Annotated in this window: 22 protein-coding genes; 10 read left to right on the forward strand and 12 right to left on the reverse strand. The window is 56.6% G+C overall.

All coding sequences use genetic code 11. The features are described 5' to 3' along the window. Nucleotides 1–27 precede the first annotated feature (27 nt). Nucleotides 28–1,890 (reverse strand): bifunctional glutathionylspermidine amidase/synthase, encoded by a 1,863-nt coding sequence (gene gss / locus IM267_RS13825; RefSeq protein ID WP_193033603.1) that lies wholly within the window; start codon nucleotides 1,888–1,890, stop codon nucleotides 28–30. A 182-nt stretch (nucleotides 1,891–2,072) separates the two neighbouring features. Between gss and yghU the strand changes: the two genes are divergently transcribed. Together yghU and fucR are read left to right on the forward strand one after the other, a co-directional pair. Then, nucleotides 2,073–2,939, forward strand: coding sequence for a glutathione-dependent disulfide-bond oxidoreductase (yghU, locus tag IM267_RS13830; RefSeq protein ID WP_063451193.1), 867 nt, complete (start codon nucleotides 2,073–2,075; stop codon nucleotides 2,937–2,939). 91 nt (nucleotides 2,940–3,030) lie between these two features. Further along, on the forward strand, nucleotides 3,031–3,765 hold the full coding sequence (fucR, locus tag IM267_RS13835; RefSeq protein WP_063867940.1) for an L-fucose operon activator: 735 nt from the start codon (nucleotides 3,031–3,033) through the stop codon (nucleotides 3,763–3,765). 2 nt (nucleotides 3,766–3,767) lie between these two features. Here fucR and IM267_RS13840 read toward each other — a convergent pair whose 3' ends face one another. Then, entirely contained in the window at nucleotides 3,768–5,315 is a 1,548-nt protein-coding gene (locus tag IM267_RS13840) for a methyl-accepting chemotaxis protein (protein WP_193033604.1), read from the reverse strand. Between the two features lie 331 nt (nucleotides 5,316–5,646). Between IM267_RS13840 and IM267_RS13845 the strand changes: the two genes are divergently transcribed. After that, nucleotides 5,647–6,687 (forward strand): aldo/keto reductase, encoded by a 1,041-nt coding sequence (locus tag IM267_RS13845; RefSeq protein WP_063867782.1) that lies wholly within the window; start codon nucleotides 5,647–5,649, stop codon nucleotides 6,685–6,687. A 67-nt stretch (nucleotides 6,688–6,754) separates the two neighbouring features. On the opposite strand, the gene IM267_RS13850 is transcribed toward IM267_RS13845, so the two are convergent. Continuing rightward, nucleotides 6,755–7,243, reverse strand: coding sequence for a TIGR00645 family protein (locus IM267_RS13850; RefSeq protein WP_003862473.1), 489 nt, complete (start codon nucleotides 7,241–7,243; stop codon nucleotides 6,755–6,757). 43 nt (nucleotides 7,244–7,286) lie between these two features. Beyond that, nucleotides 7,287–7,790 carry an ESA_00282 family adhesion-associated protein gene (locus IM267_RS13855; protein WP_102749902.1) on the reverse strand — a complete coding sequence of 168 codons (504 nt, stop codon included), beginning with the start codon at nucleotides 7,788–7,790 and terminating at the stop codon, nucleotides 7,287–7,289. A 102-nt stretch (nucleotides 7,791–7,892) separates the two neighbouring features. On the opposite strand from IM267_RS13855, the gene IM267_RS13860 reads away from it, so the two are divergent. Continuing rightward, entirely contained in the window at nucleotides 7,893–8,297 is a 405-nt protein-coding gene (locus IM267_RS13860) for a hypothetical protein (RefSeq protein ID WP_193033605.1), read from the forward strand. A 1-nt stretch (nucleotide 8,298) separates the two neighbouring features. After that, on the forward strand, nucleotides 8,299–8,727 hold the full coding sequence (locus tag IM267_RS13865) for a cytoplasmic protein (RefSeq protein ID WP_193033606.1): 429 nt from the start codon (nucleotides 8,299–8,301) through the stop codon (nucleotides 8,725–8,727). A 92-nt stretch (nucleotides 8,728–8,819) separates the two neighbouring features. On the opposite strand, the gene exbD is transcribed toward IM267_RS13865, so the two are convergent. Beyond that, a complete protein-coding gene (gene exbD / locus IM267_RS13870; protein ID WP_001251472.1) occupies nucleotides 8,820–9,245 on the reverse strand; it encodes a TonB system transport protein ExbD in 426 nt (141 codons plus the stop codon). Nucleotides 9,246–9,249: 4 nt separating this feature from the next. Further along, the gene (gene exbB / locus IM267_RS13875; RefSeq protein WP_063867771.1) at nucleotides 9,250–9,981 is read right to left on the reverse strand and encodes a tol-pal system-associated acyl-CoA thioesterase; all 732 of its coding nucleotides are present in this window, start codon (nucleotides 9,979–9,981) and stop codon (nucleotides 9,250–9,252) included. A 250-nt stretch (nucleotides 9,982–10,231) separates the two neighbouring features. Here exbB and metC point away from each other — a divergent pair, with 250 nt between their 5' ends. Together metC and yghB are read left to right on the forward strand one after the other, a co-directional pair. Further along, nucleotides 10,232–11,419, forward strand: a complete 1,188-nt coding sequence (metC, locus tag IM267_RS13880; protein ID WP_063867770.1) for a cystathionine beta-lyase — start codon at nucleotides 10,232–10,234, stop codon at nucleotides 11,417–11,419. Between the two features lie 142 nt (nucleotides 11,420–11,561). After that, nucleotides 11,562–12,221, forward strand: a complete 660-nt coding sequence (yghB, locus tag IM267_RS13885) for a DedA family general envelope maintenance protein YghB (protein ID WP_023323743.1) — start codon at nucleotides 11,562–11,564, stop codon at nucleotides 12,219–12,221. Nucleotides 12,222–12,266: 45 nt separating this feature from the next. Here the strand turns inward: yghB and IM267_RS13890 are convergent, their stop codons facing one another. Further along, nucleotides 12,267–13,166, reverse strand: coding sequence for an AraC family transcriptional regulator (locus IM267_RS13890; protein ID WP_112793100.1), 900 nt, complete (start codon nucleotides 13,164–13,166; stop codon nucleotides 12,267–12,269). Between the two features lie 195 nt (nucleotides 13,167–13,361). On the opposite strand from IM267_RS13890, the gene yqhD reads away from it, so the two are divergent. Further along, nucleotides 13,362–14,525 carry an alcohol dehydrogenase gene (gene yqhD, locus IM267_RS13895; RefSeq protein WP_063451184.1) on the forward strand — a complete coding sequence of 388 codons (1,164 nt, stop codon included), beginning with the start codon at nucleotides 13,362–13,364 and terminating at the stop codon, nucleotides 14,523–14,525. Between the two features lie 105 nt (nucleotides 14,526–14,630). After that, entirely contained in the window at nucleotides 14,631–15,458 is an 828-nt protein-coding gene (gene dkgA, locus IM267_RS13900) for a 2,5-didehydrogluconate reductase DkgA (protein WP_063451183.1), read from the forward strand. Between the two features lie 30 nt (nucleotides 15,459–15,488). On the opposite strand, the gene IM267_RS13905 is transcribed toward dkgA, so the two are convergent. From IM267_RS13905 to IM267_RS13925, 5 genes are all read right to left on the reverse strand, one after another. After that, on the reverse strand, nucleotides 15,489–17,660 hold the full coding sequence (locus tag IM267_RS13905) for a YgiQ family radical SAM protein (RefSeq protein ID WP_063867763.1): 2,172 nt from the start codon (nucleotides 17,658–17,660) through the stop codon (nucleotides 15,489–15,491). A gap of 151 nt (nucleotides 17,661–17,811) precedes the next feature. After that, complete coding sequence (gene ftsP, locus IM267_RS13910; protein WP_063867761.1) at nucleotides 17,812–19,224, reverse strand: cell division protein FtsP; 1,413 nt, start codon at nucleotides 19,222–19,224, stop codon at nucleotides 17,812–17,814. A gap of 60 nt (nucleotides 19,225–19,284) precedes the next feature. Beyond that, a complete protein-coding gene (gene plsC / locus IM267_RS13915; protein ID WP_063451180.1) occupies nucleotides 19,285–20,022 on the reverse strand; it encodes a 1-acylglycerol-3-phosphate O-acyltransferase in 738 nt (245 codons plus the stop codon). A gap of 162 nt (nucleotides 20,023–20,184) precedes the next feature. Further along, complete coding sequence (gene parC, locus IM267_RS13920) at nucleotides 20,185–22,443, reverse strand: DNA topoisomerase IV subunit A (RefSeq protein ID WP_063867757.1); 2,259 nt, start codon at nucleotides 22,441–22,443, stop codon at nucleotides 20,185–20,187. A gap of 118 nt (nucleotides 22,444–22,561) precedes the next feature. Continuing rightward, nucleotides 22,562–22,963 (reverse strand): YgiW/YdeI family stress tolerance OB fold protein, encoded by a 402-nt coding sequence (locus IM267_RS13925; RefSeq protein ID WP_063867755.1) that lies wholly within the window; start codon nucleotides 22,961–22,963, stop codon nucleotides 22,562–22,564. A gap of 139 nt (nucleotides 22,964–23,102) precedes the next feature. On the opposite strand from IM267_RS13925, the gene IM267_RS21285 reads away from it, so the two are divergent. Further along, nucleotides 23,103–23,267: response regulator (locus tag IM267_RS21285; RefSeq protein WP_127353512.1), on the forward strand; the 165-nt coding region annotated here is incomplete at its 3' end.

Below are 23,267 nucleotides of genomic sequence, written 5' to 3' on the forward strand. Positions count from 1 at the left end.
ACGGGGGCTTTTTGTCGCGGGTATGAATTACTTATCCTTCACCACAATCAGCGGCTCAATATCGCTCTCTTTTTTCACCACCAGCGAGTCATCCCCGCGCAGACAGGTTCCGCCATAGTTCCCGCCCACAGTAAAGGTGCAGACCTGAATGTATTTGCCGTCAACCTTCGGCAGGCACCACAGCTGCTGATAGATATTTTTACGATCGACAAACTTGCCGCTGGATTTATCCAGCAACTCATCCTGAGCGCTGATGAGGTCGATGTTGCTCCCGCAGCGCCCGGCAATAGGCTTAACGGCGTAACCGGTCTGCTTCAGCAGGTCGTTCACCCCGAAGTCGGTATCCAGCAGATAGCGGTGGTTCGGGAACAGCTGCCACAGCACCGGCAGAATCGCCTTGTTACCCGGGATCACCGTCCACAGCGGTTCGAAGACCAGCACTTCCGGGCGCAGAAGGACGTCGATCAGGCGGACTTCACCCTGCGGGTGTCCGGTGCGGATAGGCACGGCGGCGTACTCGGTTTCGCTCACCTCGCGGATCTGCTCAATCGCCGTTTCCCACGCCCAGGTTTTCCATACGCAGTTGACGTGACGGCCTTCATCATCAATCAGTTGCCCGGCGGCATCCCAGCTCAGCGCGCCCAGGCCATGGAGGATTTTGGTTTCAAACCCGGCCTGGATCAGCGAGCGCTGAATAAAGAGCGCGTGGTAATCCTCTTCAGTATCGTTGTCCTGCATGATATGCACGAACGGCCGCGCGTGGCTGTGCTTCCAGGCGCCGGTCAGCTCCTCCAGCAAGCCTTCCGCCGGATTGTGGCCGGTGCCGCGATAGCCGTTTTTCACCCACTCTTCGAGAATGAGCCCGCCCTCGGTATGGCAGGAGGCGGAATCCGCGTTGTACTCGTAAACCTTAATGCCGCGCTCATCCATGCAGAAATCCATACGACCGGTGATCATATGGTGACGACGCCACTGCCAGGAGAGGCGCAGGCGCGGCCAGAGGATTTTCGGGATGTCGAAAAGTGCGAGGAGATTGTCGTCTTTCAGCACCTTGTCGGTGGCGTGGAGGTACATCAGGTGCAGTTCGTTGGTGGCTTTGATCAGCTCCTGCTCGGCGCTTTCGGTAATGGTGAAGTACTGGCAGGGATCTTTGTTGATAACGTGGCCGTTGGCGCGAACGTACGCCTGTTGCAGGGCGTCGTTTTCATTGAGCCATTTCCCGTCAAACTGACGGCTGTTCTTCAGCCGCGCGCCGCTGATTTTCAGCAGCTCACCGTCGATCTCCGGCTGAGGGATGCTGTGTTCAGTCTCCTCCGTCTGGATCATCCAGCCGAGGATCTCGGTATCGCTGAATGTGTCATGAAGCGTATAGCAGCCGTTTTCAACGCTCAGACGCAGCTCGCGCGTCCACTGCTGCCCCAGCGGCAGCGGAGCATGGATAACGTTCTGCTCCGCAATGCGCACCCTGTCGTCCAGCAGCTGGGTGATGACGGCCACGTGTCCGGTCTCCTGAAACTCACCGCCCTTTTGCCAGATAAGCAGCGCCCCGGCCTGCGGCGCGCGCTTCGAGCCATTGGCAAAGGCCTGTAACGGCAAAATGTTGTCGTTCACCACCTGGCGTAAAAAACGCAGAGAGAAGATCTCCCACGCCATCCCGACGTCGGTAAAGACAAACCCGTGGTTGAGAAACAGGAAGCGGCGCGCAAACTCAACGCACTGCCATTTATGACCCATGTATTCGTTGCCGATATAGCTGCGAAACTCCGCGTCTTCCGGGTAGTGGCGCGGATCGAGACTGCCATAATTTGAAGAGTAAATCGCCACGCCACCCGGCGCATAACCTAATAACGTCCCGAAGGGTGCGTCACTGCTTAACGTTCCTTTACGCATGTGTCCAACCTAAAACAGGCAGGCGGCAATTTTTTGTGGGGTTGTCGTCGTCTGCACGTTGTAATTAACTGACAGAGGTGGCGTTATCATACACCCGCCCTGACCATTACGCTCGCATCGTTAAACGGTTCCTATATCTCCTGCTACACTGCCTCAACACAACACCAAAAAGGCAGGCCAACATGTCCGAAAATACCTATCAGCCACCGAAAGTGTGGGAATGGAAACAGAATAACGGCGGCGCGTTCGCCAATATCAACCGTCCCGTCTCGGGCGCCACGCACGAGAAAGAGCTCCCCGTGGGCGCGCACCCGCTCCAGCTGTACTCTCTGGGTACGCCGAATGGACAGAAAGTTACCATCATGCTGGAAGAGCTGCTGGCGCTGGGCGTGACGGGCGCGGAATACGACGCATGGCTAATCCGCATCGGTGAGGGCGATCAGTTCTCCAGCGGGTTTGTCGACGTGAACCCGAACTCGAAGATCCCGGCGCTGCGTGACCACTCCACCACCCCGCCGACGCGCGTCTTTGAATCCGGCAATATCCTGCTCTATCTGGCCGAAAAGTTTGGTCACTTCCTGCCAAAAGATCCGGCAGGACGAACGGAAACCCTGAACTGGCTGTTCTGGTTACAGGGCGCGGCCCCGTTCCTCGGCGGCGGTTTCGGCCACTTCTACAACTACGCGCCGGTGAAGATTGAGTACGCTATCGATCGCTTCACCATGGAAGCTAAACGCCTGTTCGACGTGCTGGACAAACAGCTGGCGCGCGGCCGCTACGTGGCAGGCGAAGAGTACACCATCGCCGATATGGCGATCTGGCCGTGGTTTGGCTGCGTGGCGCTGGGCAGCGTTTACAACGCCGCCGAGTTCCTCGACGCCGGGAAGTACACCAACGTGCAGCGCTGGGCAAAAGATGTGGCGAATCGCCCGGGGGTGAAACGCGGACGCATCGTTAACCGCACCAACGGCGAGCTGAGCGAGCAGTTGCATGAGCGCCATTCAGCGAGCGACTTCGATACCCAGACGGAAGATAAACGTCAGGCCTGACGGATGACCGGGCGGTTCGCCGCCCTTCTTCTGCGATGAGAAAAGTGAGTCAGCACGCGTGCGCAAGGAACCTCGTATGTCAGAGCAGACGCTGAAAGCAACCCGACAGCAGCGCCTTATCGCTTTGCTGAGCAAAAGCGACTGGCTGACCACCGATGTGCTGGCTGAGAAGCTCTCCGTCAGTAAAGAGACAATCCGCCGGGATTTGAAGTCGTTGCAGCAGCAGGGGAAGCTCCTGCGTCAGCACGGACGGGCGCGTCTGATTCATCCCGATAGCCGCGACAGCGGTGAACCCTTTGGCGCACGGCTGAAAAGCCATTATGCCGACAAAGCCGATATTGCCCGCCACGCGCTAGGCTGGATCAGCGAAGGGATGACCATTGCCCTTGATGCCAGTTCGACCTGCTTTCATCTGGCGCGCCAGCTTCCGGATATCGAACTCACCGTGTTTACCAATAGCCTGCCTATCTGCCACGAGATGGCAAAGCGCGAGCGGATCACGCTTATCTGTTCCGGCGGAACGCTTGAGCGTAAGTATCGCTGCTATGTTAATCCGGCGCTGGTGACGCAGCTAAAAGGGCTGGAGATCGATCTGTTTATCTTCTCGTGTGAAGGGGTCGATGAGCATGGCGTCCTTTGGGATCCTTCCGAGCACAACGCGGGCTTTAAGGCGCTGCTGTTAAGCCGCGCCAGCCAGTCGCTTCTGCTGATCGACAAAAGTAAACTTATGCGGGCAAGCGAAGTGAAAATCGGCCAGCTGTCGCAGGTGACACAGATGATTCAGAGCGATAAACGTCAGGCCGCCAGTGACGGCCTGACGCGATGATGTTACGCGGAGAGACGGAACTTCTGCACTGAGCGCTGGAGCTCTTCAGTCTGCCGCTCCAGTGCGGCAGCGGCGGCGGAAACCTGCTCCACCAGCGAGGCGTTCTGCTGGGTCACGCCGTCCATCTGGGTGATGGCCACGCCCACCTGCGAAATGCCTTTACTCTGCTCCTCTGACGCGGTGGCGATCTGCTTCATAATGACGGTCACCTCCGTCACGTCCCGCAGGATGGCTTCCATCGTCGTGCCGGTATCGTTCACCAGCTGCGCCCCCTGCGCCACGCGGGAAACGGAATCTGTAATCAGCCCTTCGATCTCCTTTGCCGCGTTCGCGCTGCGGCTGGCCAGATTACGCACCTCACCCGCAACGACCGCAAAGCCACGCCCCTGCTCCCCTGCCCGGGCCGCCTCGACCGCGGCGTTAAGCGCCAGAATGTTGGTCTGGAAGGCGATACTGTTAATCACGGAGGTGATTTCAGCAATCTTCTTCGAGCTGGCTGAGATGCCGCTCATGGTGGTGACGACCTCGTCGACCAGCGAACCGCCGCGGCTGGCCGTGCCGGAGGCAATGTCCGCCAGCTGGCTGGCCTGGCGTGCGCTTTCGGCGTTCAGCTTCACGGTTGCGGTAAGCTGCTCCATGCTTGCCGCCGTCTCTTCCAGCGCAGCAGCCTGCTCTTCGGTACGCGAAGAGAGATCGTTATTCCCGCTGGAGATCTCCGTTGCCCCGCGCCAGATATTCTCGCTGCCGGAACGGATGGTGCTGACCGCCTCACGCAGGCTGTCCTGCATGGCGCTCAGCAGCGGCACCAGCTGGCCCACGCAGTTGCGGCCAATGGGCTCAATCGGCTGGCTGAGATCGCCCTGCGCAATCTGGCGGAACTGCTGGCGGATGCGTTCCAGCGGCTTCACCAGCAGCGCCACCAGGTAGCGGTCGGTGAAGAGCAGGATCAGCAGACCGACGATCGTGGCGGTAACGATCACCGTCCGGGTTATGCTGGTGAGGCTATCGACCACCACGCGCGTACTGTCGAGCGCCGTCACCGCAGAATTGTTAAAGTTCTCAACCGCGGCGCCAAACGCGCGGCTCAGCGGCGGCGTGACGTTGTTGGCCTGCTGACGATAGCCTTCGAGCGTCGCCTGCTTCGCCTGCGCCATCTGCGGCGTAACGCCCCGATCGAGCAGCGCCTGCCAGGTGGAAATGACCTGCGCAGAGACCTTTTCATCCATCGGGCCCGGGGAGATGGCCTTCATCTCCGCCAGCTTTTTGCTCATGTTATCCAAAGCCTGCTGGGCGGAAGCCAGGTCCGGCGTGCCGCCCGCCGCTTTAACGTCCATCGCGCGGCTCAGGCGGGTGACAAAGCGAAAATACTGATCGTTACCCTGGCTCAATACCGTCATTTGCCGAACCAGCTGACGGTCAACGTCGTTACCATCAGAAACGCGGGACAGAGACCAGGTGCTGTAAAGCCCTACGCCCGCCCACATGACACAAAAGATCCCCAGTATCGTCAGCATGACGAAACGGATGGTGAAATTACGAAGCATGTTCATTGAGTGTTCCTTGCCGTGAGGGTGAATTCGCCCAGAGGCGAGTGCTATCCTCGTTATCGGCAGGGACAGGGGAAAAGATAACCCCTTGTGATGATTTATTTAAGCAGTGCTTATTATTCCAGATGCTTTTTAAACCAGCTTAACGTTCTCGACCAGCCAGCTAGGCTTCGGGCTGGTCAAAGCGTGGGCATAATAGTCATCGTAATCAATCAGCTCGTGCGGAAAATTCTTGGTAGTCAGGCGCGTCGTCGCTTATCTCCACGATTTATGATTTGATAGGCTTAGAATAAAAACGCTGTTTCGAAAATTCACCGATAAGAAAGGAGACATCATGTCCTGGCACCCTTACTCCGGCCGATACGAAAATATGCAGTACCGATACTGCGGCAAAAGTGGCCTGCGCTTACCGGCGCTGTCGCTGGGCCTGTGGCACAGCTTCGGTCACGTTCAGGCGCTCGATTCCCAGCGTACGCTGCTGCGTAAAGCCTTCGATCTCGGCATTACCCATTTTGACCTTGCCAATAACTACGGCCCTCCTGCGGGCAGCGCTGAAGAGAATTTTGGCCGCCTGCTGCGGGAAGATTTTGCCGGTTATCGCGACGAGCTGATTATCTCCACCAAAGCGGGCTACGACATGTGGCCAGGGCCGTATGGTTCGGGCGGTTCACGTAAATATCTGCTCGCCAGCCTCGACCAGAGCCTGAAACGAATGGGGGTGGAGTATGTGGATATTTTCTATTCTCACCGCGTTGACGAACACACGCCGATGGAAGAGACCGCCGCCGCGCTGGCACACGCGGTGCAGAGCGGAAAAGCGCTGTATGTCGGCATTTCGTCTTACTCCACGGAACGCACGACGGCGATGGCCGAACTGCTGCGCGAGTGGAAGATCCCGCTTTTGATCCACCAGCCGTCTTACAACCTGCTTAACCGCTGGGTCGACAAAACTGGCCTGCTGGACGCGCTGGAGAAAAACGGAACGGGCTGTATCGCCTTTACCCCGCTGGCGCAGGGCCTGCTGACCGGTAAATACCTGAATGGTATTCCGGACGGTTCACGCATGCAGCGGGAAGGGAAGAAAGTGCGCGGCCTGACGGAGAACATGCTGACGGAAGCTAACCTGAGTAGCCTTCGTCTGCTGAATGAAATGGCGCACGCGCGCGGGCAGACGATGGCCCAGATGGCGCTAAGCTGGCTGTTGAAAGACGCGCGCGTAACGTCGGTGCTCATTGGTGCGAGCCGCCCGGAGCAGCTGGAAGAGAACGTGCAGGCGCTGAATAACCTGCGCTTTACCGAAGATGAACTGACGCGCATTGACCAGCACGTGGCGGACGGTGAACTGAATTTGTGGCAGGCGTCGTCGGATAAATAGCGCGCCTGCTGCCCTCACCCCGGCCCTCTCCCACAGGGAGAGGGTTAGGGTGAGGGGCATGGGGAATTTATTTCTTACTGATCTTATCCAGATACCCCATCACAAACGCCGACAGCACAAACGTCAGGTGGATAATGACATACCACATCAGCTTATTGTCCGGGACGTTCTTCGCGTCCATAAAAACGCGTAACAGGTGAATAGACGAAATCGCCACAATTGACGCCGCGACTTTATTTTTCAGCGAGGAGGCGTCCATTTTCCCCAGCCAGCTGAGCTTTTCTTTATGCTCGGCGATATCAAGCTGAGAGACGAAATTCTCATAACCGGAGAACATCACCATCACCAGTAATCCCCCCACCAGCGTCATATCCACCAGCGACAGCAGAACCAGAATCAAGTCGGCTTCTGCCACGGAGAAAATGTTTGGCAGGACGTGGAAAATCTCCTGGAAGAACTTGATCGTCAGAGCGACCAGCGCCAGGGAAAGACCAAAATAGACGGGTGCGAGCAGCCAGCGAGAGGCATACATTGCGTTTTCAAAAAAGCGTTCCATAAAATCCTGTCTGCAAACGAAACCAGCGCTCAGTATATCTCAACTACACTTCGTTGGGATCTACATCCGGGCGCGCATACTCCGGCCAGACCAGCGCAACCAGTTCCGGGTAGGCTTCCAGGCTAAACTCGCGAAAACACTGGCGCAGATTTAATACGTCCAAATCGGAGTACGACACCTTCTCACCATTCAGACAGCGCTTTTTGATATTGTCATAATATTTATAGACGGCGGAATTAAGGTCGCTACAGCGGCGCTGCGCATCGAACAGGCCGGGCGTGTCATTAATGTCGGACATTTTCATCCGCTTAATTGTCGCATGAAGAAAATCGATATATTCATGATTCACCCGCCAGTACCACACCGGCGTCACGGCGTTCATCAATACGGAGAAATGATCTTCCCCCTCCTCTTTGGACATCAATTCAGGCTGCGGCGGTTCACTGACGTCTTTTGACACTTTCGTTTTATTGAACTCTTGCATCAATAAAAGCACGCCAGCGGTCAGTAATAGTAACGTTATGACCGTAAAGAAAATGCTGTTCATGGGTAGGCTCCATTTTTTTTGATTTTAAAATTGCCTCATGTTATTGTCAACGAATCTCACCCTTTTTCCAACCCCACCCTTTTGAAATTAAAGGAAATTAAAATGCTGCCCGACAATATTGTCCCGGCAAAGTACCACATTACGCCTGTGGAACAGCCTTCGGCGGAAGCAGATAAAGAGGCGAATTTCACTCAAGGAAAAAGAAAACTCTCCGACTACGAAGCCGACATATTAATTGGTGTTTCGCGCACCGGCAAATCCCGTAATATGGTGCTGGAAGAGCACGATCGCCATTTAAAAGAACGTTTATTTCGGGCCATCAAGATTGAAGCTCTGGTTCATCTGCTGAATGATTTACAGGCCGAAGGGGAAATAGATGCCCAGACTTTAAGTCAAATAATGGCCGAGAAAACGCAGCAAATAAATGAAGCGGGCAATGAAATTTGGCTTAATTTAATTACGCGTGAAAAAAACAATCCCATTTTTTATCAGTTGGGGGAAGATTAACGTGCATGATGATACCGGTAATAACGTTTATTTGACTTTAGATGATAAGAAAAGCGATGAATTTATCTTAAAGCAAAATCTCGACGCCCTCAAAAAGATAAAAAATGACGAGATGACGCGAATTACGCAGGATTTAATTTCAATTCCGGCCACGCTGGTGCGCCTGAAATGGCAGAACCGCCGGGAGATTTATGCCTTGCAGGTCAAAGAGGAAATTTACGGCGCGGTGATGAACGCCATTATCGAACAGCGCCCTGAGCTTAAGGAGAAGATCCTCGGGCGGCTGGAGGCGAGCTATCAGTACCTGCTGGCACGCGAAACCGCCACCCTGCGCCTGACCCGTAAACTCTCGGAAGGCAACTATCGCACATCAAACGTCACCTGCGTGGCGCTCGATGAAGAGGCGTCAACAACATCTTCCGACTGCTGACAACGTGGTTCGCCCGGCGGCGCTAGCCTGAGATTGTGGGCCGGGTAAGGCGAAGCCGCCACCCGGCACGGAAGGCGGCAAAAGCCATCGTTTTACTTCGCGGCCGCTTTCTCTTCGCCGACCAGACCAATCTTCAGGTAACCCGCCTGATGCAGCGTGTCCATTACCTTCATCATGGTTTCGTAATCGACGGTTTTATCCGCGCGGAAGAAGACGGTGGTGTCTTTCTTGCCGCCGGTCAGCTGGTCCAGCGCCGGAATAACCGAGGCATCCGTCACCGGGTCGTTGCCCAGGAACATGGATTTATCAGCCTTCACCGACAGGTAGATAGGCTTTTCCGGACGCGGCTGCGGCTGGCTGGAGGACGCAGGCAGATTCACCTTTACGTCCACCGTCGCCAGCGGCGCGGCAACCATAAAGATAATCAGCAGAACCAGCATGACGTCGATAAACGGCGTCACGTTGATCTCATGCATTTCACCGTTATCGTCCAGATTTTCATTAAGACGCATTGCCATACAATCAACCTACGCGCAGTTTGGAGGCCGCATGCACCGGCTTAACGGCGCTGGCGTTCAGGTCCAGGTCGCGGCTTTGCAGCAGCAGAACCTGCGCGGCAACGTCGCCCAGCGTGGCTTTGTAACTGCCAATCATGCGTGCAAAGATGTTATAGATAACCACCGCCGGGATAGCGGCAACCAGACCGATAGCCGTTGCCAGCAGCGCTTCTGCGATACCCGGCGCGACGACCGCAAGGTTAGTGGTCTGCGTCTGGGCGATACCGATAAAGCTGTTCATGATGCCCCAGACGGTACCAAACAGGCCGACAAACGGGGAGATGGCGCCGATAGTCGCCAGGTAGCCGTTACCGCGGCCCATATGACGGCCTACGGCTGCAACGCGACGCTCCAGACGGAACCCGGTACGCTCTTTAATGCCTTCGTTATCTTCACTGCCTGCGGAGAGTTCCAGCTCGTTCTGAGCTTCATTCACTAACAGGGTGGTCAGGCTTTTCGCATGGAAGGATGAGGTGATATCAGAAGCCTGATCCAGAGAGCGGGCTTCTGCCAGCAGCTTCTGCTCACGCTTGAGGCGACGTTTTTGTGAAAGAAGTTCGGCGCTCTTGCTGAAGAAGATAGCCCAGGTGATCACGGACGCCAGAATCAGGCCGATCATCACAATCTTAACTACGATGTCAGCATGATGGTACATGCCCCAAACGGAGAGATCCGTCTGCATCAAATTATTACCCACTCTGTATCTCCAGGACGCAAATCACAAATCTGAACGTAATAATATCAAAACGTCGTCGAATTGATAGTAGTTCTCATTAGTATTTACATAGTGCCGTAATTTTCGCTCACTTTCCTTGCGCTTACGCAGTAAAAATTTTTTATGCGTATTTTTAATAATATTTTCTGCTTATTCGATAAGCATCCGGATGCACATTCTGACAATCATGGTAGTCTGGACGTCCAGACGTATAAAAATAGGGTTAGCGAACATGACTAAAAAGCAGCTTGAGACCACGCTGGTGCAGGCAGGACGCAGTAAGAAATACACCCAGGGCTCCGTCAACAGCGTGATCCAGCGCGCCTCCTCGCTGGTGTTTGATACCGTCGAGGATAAAAAAATCGCCACGCGTAATCGCGCGAAGGGCGGGCTGTTTTACGGTCGTCGCGGCACACTAACCCATTTCTCGTTGCAGGAAGCCATGTGCGAACTGGAGGGCGGCGCGGGCTGCGCGCTGTTCCCGTGCGGCGCGGCGGCGGTCGCCAATACCATTCTGGCGTTTGTGGAACAGGGCGACCACGTCCTGATGACCAATACCGCCTACGAGCCAAGCCAGGACTTCTGCACCAAAATTCTCAGCAAGCTCGGCGTCACCACCAGCTGGTTCGATCCGCTGATTGGGTCAGGCATTGCCGGGCTTGTTCAGCCGAACACGCGCGTGGTGTTCCTGGAATCTCCCGGCTCCATCACCATGGAAGTGCATGACGTCCCGGCCATCGTGAACGCGGTGCGAAGTATCGCGCCGGAAGCGATTATCATGATCGACAATACCTGGGCGGCAGGCGTGCTGTTTAAAGCGCTGGACTTTGATATTGATATCTCCATACAGGCGGCGACCAAATATCTGATTGGCCATTCCGACGGCATGATCGGTACGGCGGTAGCTAACGCCCGCTGCTGGGATCAACTGCGTGAAAACGCCTACCTGATGGGTCAGATGGTGGATGCCGATACCGCCTACATGACCAGCCGGGGCATCCGTACGCTCGGCGTGCGTCTGCGTCAGCACCACGAAAGCAGCCTGCAAATTGCCCAGTGGCTGGCGCTGCATCCGCAGGTGGAGCGCGTTAACCATCCGGCGCTGCCGGGCAGCAAAGGCCACGAATACTGGCAACGTGACTTTACGGGCAGCAGCGGGCTGTTCTCATTTGTTCTTAAAAAGCGCCTGAATGACGCCGAGCTGGCGCGCTATCTGGATCACTTTACCCTCTTCAGCATGGCCTATTCCTGGGGTGGATTTGAATCGCTGATCCTGCCTAACCAGCCGGAGCAGATTGCAGCCCTGCGCCCGGGCGGCGAGGTGGACTTTGAGGGGACCTTAATCCGCCTGCATATCGGGCTGGAAAATGTGGACGATTTAATTGCGGATTTATCGGCAGGGTTTGAGCGCATCGTGTAAAGTGCTGGCTGAAATGTACTCCCCGGAAGCCATTCTGAACACCGCAAGCGGAAAAGTCTGTATGAGATGCGCCTGCGATCAACCCCGACAGGCAAATTTGGGAGTACAATAGCGTTATATCTGCTGTTCCACAGGAAAGTCCATGGCTGTTATTCAAAATATCATCACGGCGCTCTGGCAACACGATTTTGCCGCGCTGGCGGACCCGCATGTCGTCGGGATTGTCTATTTCGTGATGTTCGCGACGCTGTTTCTGGAAAATGGACTACTGCCAGCCTCATTTTTACCCGGAGACAGCCTGCTTCTGCTCGCAGGAGCGTTAATCGGCAAGGGCGTGATGGACTTCGCACCGACAATGGTGATCCTCACCTCGGCGGCCAGTCTCGGCTGCTGGCTGAGCTATTTGCAGGGGCGCTGGCTTGGAAACACCCGCGTGGTGAAGGGCTGGCTGGCGCAGCTGCCACATAAATACCACCAGCGTGCGACCTGCATGTTTGACCGCCACGGCCTGCTGGCGCTGCTCGCCGGGCGTTTTCTGGCGTTTGTGCGTACCCTGCTGCCGACCATGGCGGGGATTTCAGGCCTGTCTAACCGCCGCTTCCAGTTCTTCAACTGGCTGAGTGCCCTGCTCTGGGTGGGCGTGGTCACTACGCTCGGCTACGCGCTGAATATGATCCCCTTTGTTAAGCGCCATGAAGACCAGGTGATGACATTCCTGATGGTGCTGCCGATCTTCCTGCTGGTTGCTGGGCTGGTGGGTACCATTGCGGTGGTGATTAAGAAAAAGTATTGCAGTGCATAAACAAAAGCCGGGTGGCGCTACCGCTTACCCGGCCTACGTTTCCCCTCAGGCTCCCTGCATGGTTCGGATGCGCGACGCATCTTCCCCCGGCGTAACGCCGAAGTAACGCTTAAACTCCCGACTAAACTGCGACGCGCTTTCATATCCAACCCGCATCGCCGCCGCGCTGGCCTTCATGCCATCGTGGATCATCAGCATCCGCGCCTTGTGCAGACGGTAGGTTTTGAGGTACTGCAACGGCGACGTGCTGGTGACGGATTTAAAGTTATGGTGAAACGCCGAGACGCTCATATTGGCTTCTGCCGCCAGCTGGTCAACGCTAAGGTTTTCGGTGTACTGGCTCTCAATGCGCTTCAGCACGCGGCTAATCAGGCTGAAGTGCGTTTGCCGGCTTACCAGCGCCAGCAGCGCCCCGCCGCCCGGCCCCAGCAGCACGTGATAAAGAATTTCGCGGATAATCTGCTTTCCGAGAATACGGGCGTCCAGCGGCCTTTCCATCACATCTAACAGGCGTTCGATCGCGCAAAGAATTTCATCCGTTAAGGTCGCGGAGTTAATACCGCTTGCCGCCATCGACGGCCGGAACAGTTCGTCCTCCCCAATCTCCATCAGCAGCTCCTGCAACTGGAGGATATCGACGTTGACGCGGATCCCGGCCAGGGGCACATCCTCTGTCGCGAAGGTTTCACATTCGAAGGGTAAAGGTACTGTCAGAAGCAGATATTCATTGGGATCGTAACGGAAAACGCGCTCGTTGATATAGCCAATCTTATGGCCAGAAAAGAGAAAAACGATGCCGGGCTGATACATCACCGGGGTGCGTGTACCGGGCTGGGTTCCGTAGAGCAGCCGAATATCCGGCAATAGTCCGGACACATTATTTCCATTATCTGTCAGTCTCTTAATCTGCGACGTTAGCTGATGGCAGATGGCATCACGGTTCATTTTCAGTTACTCCGGGTACGGTTTCCGACGTTAACAGTGTGCGCATTTTCTTACCGTTTCTCCAGCGCGCTGTAGAAATGGGCAAGACATCGGCAGGAATGTGCATTGAGAGGATAGCGCCTGCCCGCCACAATGTGCAGCATCAGGTTGCCTTCTGCGCCACCACGATTTTTTACCCACTACAGGGAACAAGCCATGAACAACTTTAACCTTCACACCCCAACCCGCATTCTGTTTGGTAAAGACGCTATCGCTGACCTGCGTGCACAAATCCCGACGGACGCCCGCGTCCTGATTACCTACGGCGGCGGCAGCGTGAAAAAAACCGGCGTACTGGATCAGGTTTACCGCGCACTGGAAGGACTGGACGTGCGCGAGTTCGGCGGGATCGAGCCTAACCCGTCTTATGAAACGCTGATGAACGCGGTGAAAATCGCCCGCGAGGAGCAGATCACCTTCCTGCTGGCAGTGGGCGGCGGCTCCGTGCTGGACGGCACCAAATTCATCGCGGCGGCAGCGCATTACGCTGACGGCATCGACCCGTGGCATATTCTGGAAACGGGCGGCAGCGACATTAGCAGTGCCATCCCGATGGGCTCCGTGTTGACGCTGCCGGCCACCGGCTCTGAATCCAACAAAGGCGCGGTCATCTCCCGTAAAACCACCGGTGACAAGCAGGCCTTTATGAACGAACACGTTCAGCCCGTGTTCGCGATCCTCGATCCGGTTTACACCTATACCCTGCCTGCGCGTCAGGTGGCGAACGGCGTAGTCGATGCCTTTGTTCACACCGTTGAGCAGTACGTGACTTATCCTGTTAATGCCAAAATTCAGGATCGCTTTGCGGAAGGCATTCTGCTGACGCTGATTGAGGAAGGTCCGAAAGCGCTGAAAGAGCCTGAAAACTACGACGTGCGTGCCAACGTCATGTGGGCCGCCACCCAGGCGCTGAACGGCCTGATCGGTGCAGGCGTGCCGCAGGACTGGGCTACCCATATGCTCGGCCACGAGCTGACGGCGATGCACGGCCTGGATCACGCCCAGACGCTGGCGGTGGTTCTGCCTGCGCTGTGGAACGAAAAACGTGACGTTAAACGCGCCAAGCTGCTCCAGTACGCCGAACGCGTGTGGAACATCACCGAGGGTTCCGACGATGCGCGTATTGATGCCGCGATTGCAGCCACCCGTCAGTTCTTTGAAAGCCTGGGTGTGCCAACGCGTCTCTCTGACTACGGTCTGGACGGCAGCTCCATCCCTGCCCTGCTGGCGAAACTGGAAGCACACGGCATGACGCAGATCGGCGAGCATGGCGACATCACCCTGGACGTCAGCCGTCGTATTTACGAAGCGGCACGCTAAGCGTTTTTAGGATCCTGACTTTCGTTTTTTGACATTTCGTCCAGACTTAATGCACATCACATCGTCGGAGGTTCCCTCCGGCGATGAGCACCTGAAGGAGGAAAAATGGCAAACCAAACCGTAATCAAGCTACAGGACGGCAACGTGATGCCCCAGCTGGGGCTAGGCGTATGGAAAGCCGGTAACGACGAGGTCGTCTCCGCCATTCATAAAGCCCTGGAAGTCGGCTATCGGTCCATCGATACTGCCGCCGCCTATAAAAACGAGGACGGCGTGGGGACCGCACTTGCCAGCGCTGGCGTTCCCCGCGATGAGTTATTCATCACCACCAAGCTGTGGAACGACGATCAAAAGCGTCCCCGCGAAGCGTTGCAGGAGAGCCTGGAGAAACTCCAGCTCGATTTTGTTGATCTCTATCTGATGCACTGGCCGGTTCCGGCTATCGATCATTACGTTGATGCCTGGAAGGGGATGATTGACCTGCAAAAAGAGGGGCTGATTAAAAGCATCGGCGTCTGTAATTTCCAGGTTCATCACCTGCAACGCCTGATTGATGAAACGGGCGTCGCGCCGGTGATTAACCAGATTGAGCTGCACCCGCTGATGCAGCAGCGCCAGCTTCATTCCTGGAACGCCACGCACAAGATCCAGACCGAATCCTGGAGCCCGCTGGCTCAGGGCGGCGAAGGGGTGTTTGACCAGAAAATTATCCGCGAGCTGGCGGATAAGTACGGCAAAACGCCGGCGCAGATTGTCATCCGCTGGCATCTGGACAGCGGTCTGGTAGTGATCCCGAAATCGGTCACGCCGTCGCGTATCGCCGAGAACTTCGACGTCTGGGATTTCCGCCTGGATAAAGACGAACTGGGTGAGATTGCGAAGCTGGATCAGGGTAAGCGCCTTGGGCCGGATCCGGATCAGTTCGGCGGTTAATAAAAAACCCCGGCTTGCCGGGGTTTTTCTTTACGCTTTGCGCTTCACAGGCTTCTTCGCGCTGGAATTACCGTTCGAACGCTGATGCACAATCGGCGTGTGCTTGGTCAGCGCCGGGCGCGTATTGCGGTTCTGGCGGCGCGCTTCGCGCATCTCTTCCAGTGTTGGCGCAGGCACCAGACAATCACGACGCGAGCCAATGAGGTGCTTTTTGCCCATCTCTTCCAGCGCCTGACGGATCAGCGGCCAGTTTTTCGGGTCGTGATAGCGCAGCAGCGCTTTGTGCAGACGGCGCTGTTTATCCCCTTTAGGCACCACCACGTCTTCACTCTTATAGCCAATCTTACTCAGCGGGTTCTTGCCGGTGTAATACATGGTCGTCGAATTAGCGAGCGGCGACGGATAGAAGTTCTGCACCTGATCCAGACGGAACCGACGCTGCTTCAGCCACAGCGCCAGGTTCACCATGTCTTCATCACGCGTGCCAGGGTGCGCGGAGATGAAGTAAGGGATCAGATACTGCTCTTTCCCCGCCTGTTTTGAGTAGGTGTCGAACAGCTGTTTAAAGCGGTCGTAGCTGCCCATACCCGGCTTCATCATTTTGGACAGCGGCCCTTCTTCGGTGTGCTCCGGGGCGATCTTCAGATACCCGCCCACGTGGTGCGTCGCCAGCTCTTTAATGTAGCGCGGATCTTCCACAGCGATGTCGTAACGCACGCCAGAGGCGATCAGGATCTTCTTGATGCCTTTGAGATCGCGCGCGCGGCGGTAGAGGTTGATCGTCGGCTCGTGGTTGGTGTCCATATGCTCACAAATGCTCGGATAGACACAGGAGAGACGGCGGCAGGTCTGCTCGGCGCGCGGCGATTTACAGCGCAGCATATACATGTTCGCCGTCGGGCCACCCAGATCGGAGATCACGCCGGTAAAGCCCGGCACCGAGTCGCGAATCGCTTCGATCTCGTTAACAATCGACTCTTCGGAGCGGCTCTGGATAATACGGCCTTCGTGTTCGGTGATCGAACAGAAGGAGCACCCGCCAAAGCAGCCGCGCATGATATTGACCGAAAAGCGGATCATCTCGTACGCCGGAATACGGCTGTTGCCGTATGACGGATGCGGCACGCGCTTGTACGGCAGGGCAAAGACGCTGTCCATCTCTTCGGTAGAGAGCGGGATCGCCGGCGGGTTAACCCAGATATAGCGCTCACCGTGCTTTTGCATCAGCGCTCGGGCGCAGCCCGGGTTGGTTTCGTGGTGCAGAATACGCGACGCGTGGGCGTAGAGCACCTTATCGCTTTTCACCTTCTCGTAAGACGGCAGCAGCACGTAGGTCTTTTCCCACGGCTTCGGACGCGGCGGCTGCACCACCACGGCCTTTGCTTCCGCTTTCTTCGGTTCAACCGGTTTGTTATCCGCGCACGGCAGATCGTCACCGTACGGATGTGGGATAGGGTCGATTTTGCCCGGCATATCGATAATGCGGGAATCTACCCCGCTCCAGCCCGGCAGCGCCTCTTTCACCATGATCGCAGTATTGCGCACGTCGCGGATCTCGCTGACCGCTTCGCCCTGCGCCAGACGGTGTGCCACTTCCACCAGCGGACGCTCACCGTTGCCGAAGATCAGCATATCGGCTTTCGAATCCACCAGCACCGAGCGGCGCACGGTGTCAGACCAGTAGTCGTAGTGCGCGGTACGGCGCAGGCTCGCCTCGATGCCGCCCAGGATCACCGGCACGTCTTTCCATGCTTCTTTGCATCGCTGGGTGTAAACGAGGGTCGCGCGATCGGGACGTTTACCCGCCACGTTGTCTGCCGTATAAGCATCGTCATGGCGCAGCTTACGATCAGCGGTATAGCGGTTGATCATCGAGTCCATGTTGCCCGCGGTCACGCCGAAGAACAGGTTTGGCTTGCCCAGACGCATGAAGTCGTCTTTGCTGTTCCAGTCAGGCTGGGAGATGATCCCCACGCGGAAGCCCTGGGCTTCAAGCATACGGCCACAGATCGCCATGCCGAAGCTCGGGTGATCGACATACGCATCACCCGTTACCAGAATGATATCGCAGCTGTCCCAGCCCAGTTGATCCATCTCTTCCCGGGACATCGGCAGAAACGGCGCCGGTCCAAAGCAGGCCGCCCAGTACTGGGGCCAGGAGAAGAGGTCGCGATCCGGCTGGATCAGGGAAATAGCGCTCATAATGCTTCCGAAGAAAAAATAGACAAAAGGAGCGGGATTATACGCTGGAACATTGTGGGAAATGAAGGGGTATTTATTGCCCGGTGGCGCTACGCTTACCGGGCCTGCGCGCGTGTAGGTCGGGTAAGGCGAAGCCGCCACCCGACACGTTTTACGGCGCCGGATTGACCAGCATCTGCCCTACCGAGCCCCTGTCCATCATCTCCAGCGTCTGGCTGTGGAACAGGAACGGGAAGTGCGGCCACGACGGTTGACCGTAGTAGACCAGCAGTTCTACCTGTCCATCCACCCAGACGGTATCTTTCCAGCCTCTGTCTTCCGGGAACGGCATCGCCCCGTTGACGTTGCGGATCAGGAACGACACTCCTTCAATATGGAACGACTGCGGCATCTCCGAGCGGACGGTCCAGCGCTCCCAGGTTCCCTGCTGGGCGGTGATATCAATGCGGTTAACGTCCCACAGCGCGCCGTTGATGCCCGGGTCATCGCCCAGGCTGATATCGCGACTGCGCACTGCCGGCCCGGTCACGATCTCCTGCGGCAGCAGGCGCATCGGCAGGCTGTCGGTCACCAGCGGCAGCAGGCCGGTCGGGCGCAGCGTCAGCACCAGCGTGGAGACCAGAACGCTCGACGGCTCAAAGAACCCGCGTATGCGGTCAACAATGCTTGCCGCTTCGCCGCAGGTCACGGACACTTCATCTCCGTTGGTCATATCAACGAGGATTTCACGCCGTTCGCCCGGCGCCAGCGCCAGCTGTTTCACCGATACCGGCGCGGGTAATAATCCCTGATCGCCTGAAATAACATGCAGCGCACGGCCGTCGCTCATCTGCAACTGGTAACGGCGCGAGTTGGAGGCGTTCAGCAGACGCAGGCGCACCCAGCCACGAGACACTTCCACAAACGGGCTTTGCGCACCGTTAACCAGCAGCGTATCGCCAACAAAGCCACCGCTGCCCGGCTCGCTGTACTCCGGCGTGCCAAAGTTATCCAGGCGCTTGTCCTGGATGATGACCGGGAAATCGTCCACGCCGTAGTGATTTGGGATCGGCAGCGTTTTACTGACCTCATCCTCAATCAGCCACATCCCGGCCAGGCCGTTGTAGACCTGCTGGGCGGTGCGGTTTGGGGTATTGGCGTGATACCACAGTGTCGCCGCGCTCTGACGAATCGGGAGCACGGGCGCCCAGTCGGCATTCGGCGACATCATGCGCGCCGCGCCGCCAATCAGCGGCCCCGGCACCTGCAATCCACTGACGGTCATCGCGACATTTTCAGTCGTCCGGTTACTGTAGATGAGCTTAACGTCATCGCCATTCCACACGCGAATGGTCGGCCCAAGGTAGCGGCCGTTAATGCCCCATACCTGCGCGCGCGTTCCCTGGGTAAAGGACCAGTGGCTACGCTGAAGCGTGAGGAATAGCGGTTGCCCGCGACGGGATTCAATCAACGGCGGAATGGGCAGCGGCTGTTGCTGCCCGGCGGCGCTGGCTGTCCGCGGCATCGCACCCGCACAAAGGGCGATACCCGAAGCCTGAATAAACTGACGCCGACTGAGTGACATATAAGCTCCATCTGAAACGACTAACAACGCGGGAATTCGTTTTCCCTTAAACGACGCCGGTTAAATCTTACCGGCGGCTTCTCGCTCTGCAACTTCTTTATCGAGCTGCGCAATATGCTGAGCCATCAGCTCACGACAGTGCGTGGCCAGCTCGCGCACCTGGTCTTTACCGTATTTAGAGGTATCCACCGGCGGCAGCATTTCGACAATCACCAGTCCGTTATTCAGACGGTTAAGATTAATCTTATTCGATGTATTGGAAACACACACGGGAATAATTGGAACACCCGCCGCAATTGCAGCATGAAACGCGCCGGTCTTAAACGGCAGCAGGCCGCGACCGCGGCTGCGCGTCCCTTCCGGGAACATCCAGATTGAGATCCGGCGCTTTTTAAACTGATCCACCACTTCCGCAATGGTGCCATGCGCTTTGGCGCGGTTGTTACGGTCAATCAGCAAGTTACCGGTGAGCCAGTACAGCTGGCCGAAAAACGGGATCCACAGCAGGCTCTTTTTGCCCACGGTTACGGTCGGCGGAAGAACAATATTTGAGGCCGTCACCATATCGAAGTTGTTCTGATGGTTAGCGATATAGATGGCGTTACCGAAATTCTCCGCCCCTTCAGGCAGACGCTTCTCAACCTTCAGGCCAAACAGCGGCGCAAGACGGCCAAACATGTGGCCAAACGTCGCGACATGCTTTGGGTTACGCGGGCTGAACAGGCAGTAAATCGATCCGAAAATACAGACCAGAATGCAGTAAATAACGGTAAGAATGAGACGAACAATGTATAGCATAGCGACCTCTGAAGCCCTGACAGCTGACAATTATACTTCACCTGTGGCCAGGTAAGGACTTTATTACGAGCGCGTATTGTTAATCGCAACGCACGAATTAACAACGTTTTTACGGGAAATTTTACGGTAATACCCCCTCCGGACAGAGGGGGATGAAACAGGTTACTCTTCGCTGTCGTCCGCTTTGCTGCGCACCGGCGAGTCGATCTCCACGCGGTCGATTCGCTGGAGGCCGCGCATCAGTGAGCCACGACGTCCGCGCTCACCCACCACCTTCTGCAATTCTTCCGGACGCAGTTTGATCTTACGTTTGCCGACGTGAATGGTCAGCGTGCTCTGCGGCGGCAGCAGGAAGAGATGCGCCAGGCCATCTTCGCCTTTTGCCGCTTCCGCTGACGGGATACTGATGATTTTGTTGCCCTTCCCTTTCGACAGCTCCGGCAGATCGCTGACCGGGAACATCAGCATACGTCCGGCAGAGGTGATCGCCAGCAGCATGTCGCTTTCGTTCTCGATGATCAGCGGCGGCATCACGTGTGCGTTATCCGGCAGGCTGATCAGCGCTTTACCGGCACGGTTACGCGACACCAGATCGTTAAAGGTACAGATAAAGCCGTAGCCCGCATCGGAGGCCATCAGCAGCTTCTGGTCGTCGGCTTCCATCAGCATATGGTCAACCGTGGCGCCCGGCGGCAGCGTAAGCTTGCCGGTCAGCGGCTCGCCCTGCCCGCGCGCGGACGGCAGGGTGATCGGGTCAATGGCGTAGCTGCGGCCCGTGGAGTCGATAAACGCCACCGGCTGGTTGCTCTTGCCTTTTACCGCCGCCTTAAAGCTGTCGCCGGACTTGTAGCTCAGGCCCGGCGCGTCGATATCGTGGCCTTTGGCGCTACGCACCCAGCCGCTCTGGGACAGCACGATGGTTACCGGCTCGGACGGCAGCATGTCGTGCTCGTTCATCGCCTTCGCTTCTTCGCGCTCATGCAGCGGAGAACGACGGTCATCGCCAAAGGCGTCGGCGTCGGCCTGCAACTCTTTCTTCAGCAGGGTGTTCATCTTGCGCTCGGACGCCAGAATTGCCTGAAGCTGATCGCGCTCTTTTTCCAGCTCGTCCTGCTCGCCGCGGATCTTCATCTCTTCCAGCTTAGCGAGATGGCGCAGCTTCAGTTCGAGGATCGCTTCGGCCTGGGTTTCACTGATGCCAAAGCGCGACATCAGGGCGGGCTTAGGTTCGTCCTCGGTACGAATGATTTCGATCACGTCGTCAATGTTGAGGAACGCCACCAGCAAACCTTCAAGGATATGCAGGCGCTTAAGCACTTTTTCCAGACGATGGTTCAGGCGACGGCGCACCGTATCGCGGCGGAAGGCCAGCCATTCGGTGAGGATCTCCAGCAGGTTTTTCACCGCCGGACGACCGTCCAGACCAATCATGTTCAGGTTGATGCGATAGCTTTTTTCCAGATCGGTAGTGGCGAACAGGTGGTTCATTACCTGCTCCATGTCCACGCGGTTAGAGCGCGGCACAATCACCAGACGGGTCGGGTTTTCGTGATCCGATTCGTCGCGCAGGTCGTCCACCATCGGCAGCTTTTTATTGCGCATTTGGGTGGCGATCTGCTCCAGCACTTTGGCCCCGGAAACCTGGTGCGGCAGCGCGGTGATCACCACGGCGCCATCCTCTTTGGTCCATACCGCGCGCATGCGCACGGAGCCGCGACCGTTCTGGTAGATTTTGCGAATTTCAGCACGCGAGGTGATGATCTCGGCTTCGGTCGGATAATCCGGCCCCTGCACGATATCCAGCAGATCGTCCAGCGAGGTTTTCGGCTGCTCAATCAAGGTGATGGCGGCTTTCGCCACTTCACGCAGGTTGTGCGGCGGAATGTCCGTCGCCATACCCACGGCGATACCGGTGGTGCCGTTCAGCAGGATGTTCGGCAGGCGGGCAGGCAGCATTTTCGGCTCCTGCATCGTACCGTCGAAGTTTGGCACCCAGTCAACCGTACCCTGCCCCAGCTCGCCCAGCAGCACTTCGGCATATTTAGACAGACGGGATTCGGTGTAACGCATCGCCGCGAAGGATTTCGGATCGTCCGGTGCCCCCCAGTTCCCCTGGCCATCCACCAGCGGATAGCGATAAGAGAACGGCTGGGCCATCAGCACCATCGCTTCATAGCAGGCGCTGTCGCCGTGCGGATGGTATTTACCCAGCACGTCACCAACGGTACGGGCGGATTTCTTGAACTTGGCGGTAGCGTTCAGCCCCAGTTCGGACATCGCATAGACGATGCGGCGCTGAACGGGCTTCAGGCCATCCCCGATAAACGGCAACGCCCTGTCCATGATGACGTACATGGAGTAGTTCAGGTAGGCGTTTTCCGTGAATTCATGTAGCGCGAGGCGCTCTGCCATATCGCTCATTACGTGTGATTCCTCAACTCAGAAACCGATGGGTTTCAGGCAATATTGCCGCAGATACTACCTCATCTGGCGAGTTGAGTCACAAAGAAAAAGGGCCGCTCATGCGGCCCTTTCCGGGTTATTTGTTCAGCTTGATAACCTGCTTCACGTCGATTTCAAACTCGTTCCAGTCTTTATCGATTTTCCCCTGAAGCTCGACTTTATCCTGTGGCGTTACCGTCACGCCGTTCCAGCGCTTGTGGTCGATCTCAACCACCACCGTGCCGCTTTCGTCGCGGAAGGTGTAACGGTCATCGGACAGGCGCTCGGTGATATTACCGCGCAGTTTCACCCAGCTGTCGTCCTTCATGTCTTTCACCTTAGCCGCGGTGGTGAGGTTGGCGTTGTTATCGACAAAGCCGCCCTGCTGGGTTTGCGTCTGGGTCTGTGTTGCAGATGGGCCCGTGAAGCCGCCCTGTGCAGCAAAAACAGGGGCAGTGGTCATCATCATGATGGCAGCAATTGCAGCGTATTTTTTCATCTTTATCTCTCCCTTTAATGTCGTTTCACAATCCATTAAACAGGGTAAACCTTAACAACTTCTTAAGGGGAAAATTTATTTATTTTTACTGTACAGCATGCGCGTGCAGAAGGTTTACTGACGGCATCAAGGAGGGACAATGCGCATTTTACTGGTAGAAGACGACAAGCTTATCGGCGATGGCATCAAAGCGGGCTTAAGCAAAATGGGCTTTAACGTGGACTGGTTTACCGACGGTAAAACCGGTCAGGCGGCCCTGTACACCGCGCCTTACGATGCCGTAGTGCTGGACCTGACGCTGCCG

This window comes from Enterobacter cloacae complex sp. P15RS, assembly GCF_014895905.1.
Taxonomy (GTDB): domain Bacteria; phylum Pseudomonadota; class Gammaproteobacteria; order Enterobacterales; family Enterobacteriaceae; genus Enterobacter; species Enterobacter quasihormaechei.

Coding starts and splice junctions, on each gene's coding strand:
- IM267_RS13925 (WP_063867755.1), bottom strand. CDS start 22,963: ATGAAAAAATACGCTGCAATTGCTGCCATCATGATGATGACCACTGCC.
- IM267_RS13840 (WP_193033604.1), bottom strand. CDS start 5,315: ATGAACATGCTTCGTAATTTCACCATCCGTTTCGTCATGCTGACGATA.
- parC (WP_063867757.1), bottom strand. CDS start 22,443: ATGAGCGATATGGCAGAGCGCCTCGCGCTACATGAATTCACGGAAAAC.
- yghU (WP_063451193.1), top strand. CDS start 2,073: ATGTCCGAAAATACCTATCAGCCACCGAAAGTGTGGGAATGGAAACAG.
- IM267_RS13905 (WP_063867763.1), bottom strand. CDS start 17,660: ATGAGCGCTATTTCCCTGATCCAGCCGGATCGCGACCTCTTCTCCTGG.
- IM267_RS13845 (WP_063867782.1), top strand. CDS start 5,647: ATGTCCTGGCACCCTTACTCCGGCCGATACGAAAATATGCAGTACCGA.
- exbD (WP_001251472.1), bottom strand. CDS start 9,245: ATGGCAATGCGTCTTAATGAAAATCTGGACGATAACGGTGAAATGCAT.
- yqhD (WP_063451184.1), top strand. CDS start 13,362: ATGAACAACTTTAACCTTCACACCCCAACCCGCATTCTGTTTGGTAAA.
- IM267_RS13855 (WP_102749902.1), bottom strand. CDS start 7,790: ATGAACAGCATTTTCTTTACGGTCATAACGTTACTATTACTGACCGCT.
- plsC (WP_063451180.1), bottom strand. CDS start 20,022: ATGCTATACATTGTTCGTCTCATTCTTACCGTTATTTACTGCATTCTG.
- ftsP (WP_063867761.1), bottom strand. CDS start 19,224: ATGTCACTCAGTCGGCGTCAGTTTATTCAGGCTTCGGGTATCGCCCTT.
- metC (WP_063867770.1), top strand. CDS start 10,232: ATGACTAAAAAGCAGCTTGAGACCACGCTGGTGCAGGCAGGACGCAGT.
- yghB (WP_023323743.1), top strand. CDS start 11,562: ATGGCTGTTATTCAAAATATCATCACGGCGCTCTGGCAACACGATTTT.
- IM267_RS13860 (WP_193033605.1), top strand. CDS start 7,893: ATGCTGCCCGACAATATTGTCCCGGCAAAGTACCACATTACGCCTGTG.
- gss (WP_193033603.1), bottom strand. CDS start 1,890: ATGCGTAAAGGAACGTTAAGCAGTGACGCACCCTTCGGGACGTTATTA.
- IM267_RS13850 (WP_003862473.1), bottom strand. CDS start 7,243: ATGGAACGCTTTTTTGAAAACGCAATGTATGCCTCTCGCTGGCTGCTC.
- IM267_RS13890 (WP_112793100.1), bottom strand. CDS start 13,166: ATGAACCGTGATGCCATCTGCCATCAGCTAACGTCGCAGATTAAGAGA.
- dkgA (WP_063451183.1), top strand. CDS start 14,631: ATGGCAAACCAAACCGTAATCAAGCTACAGGACGGCAACGTGATGCCC.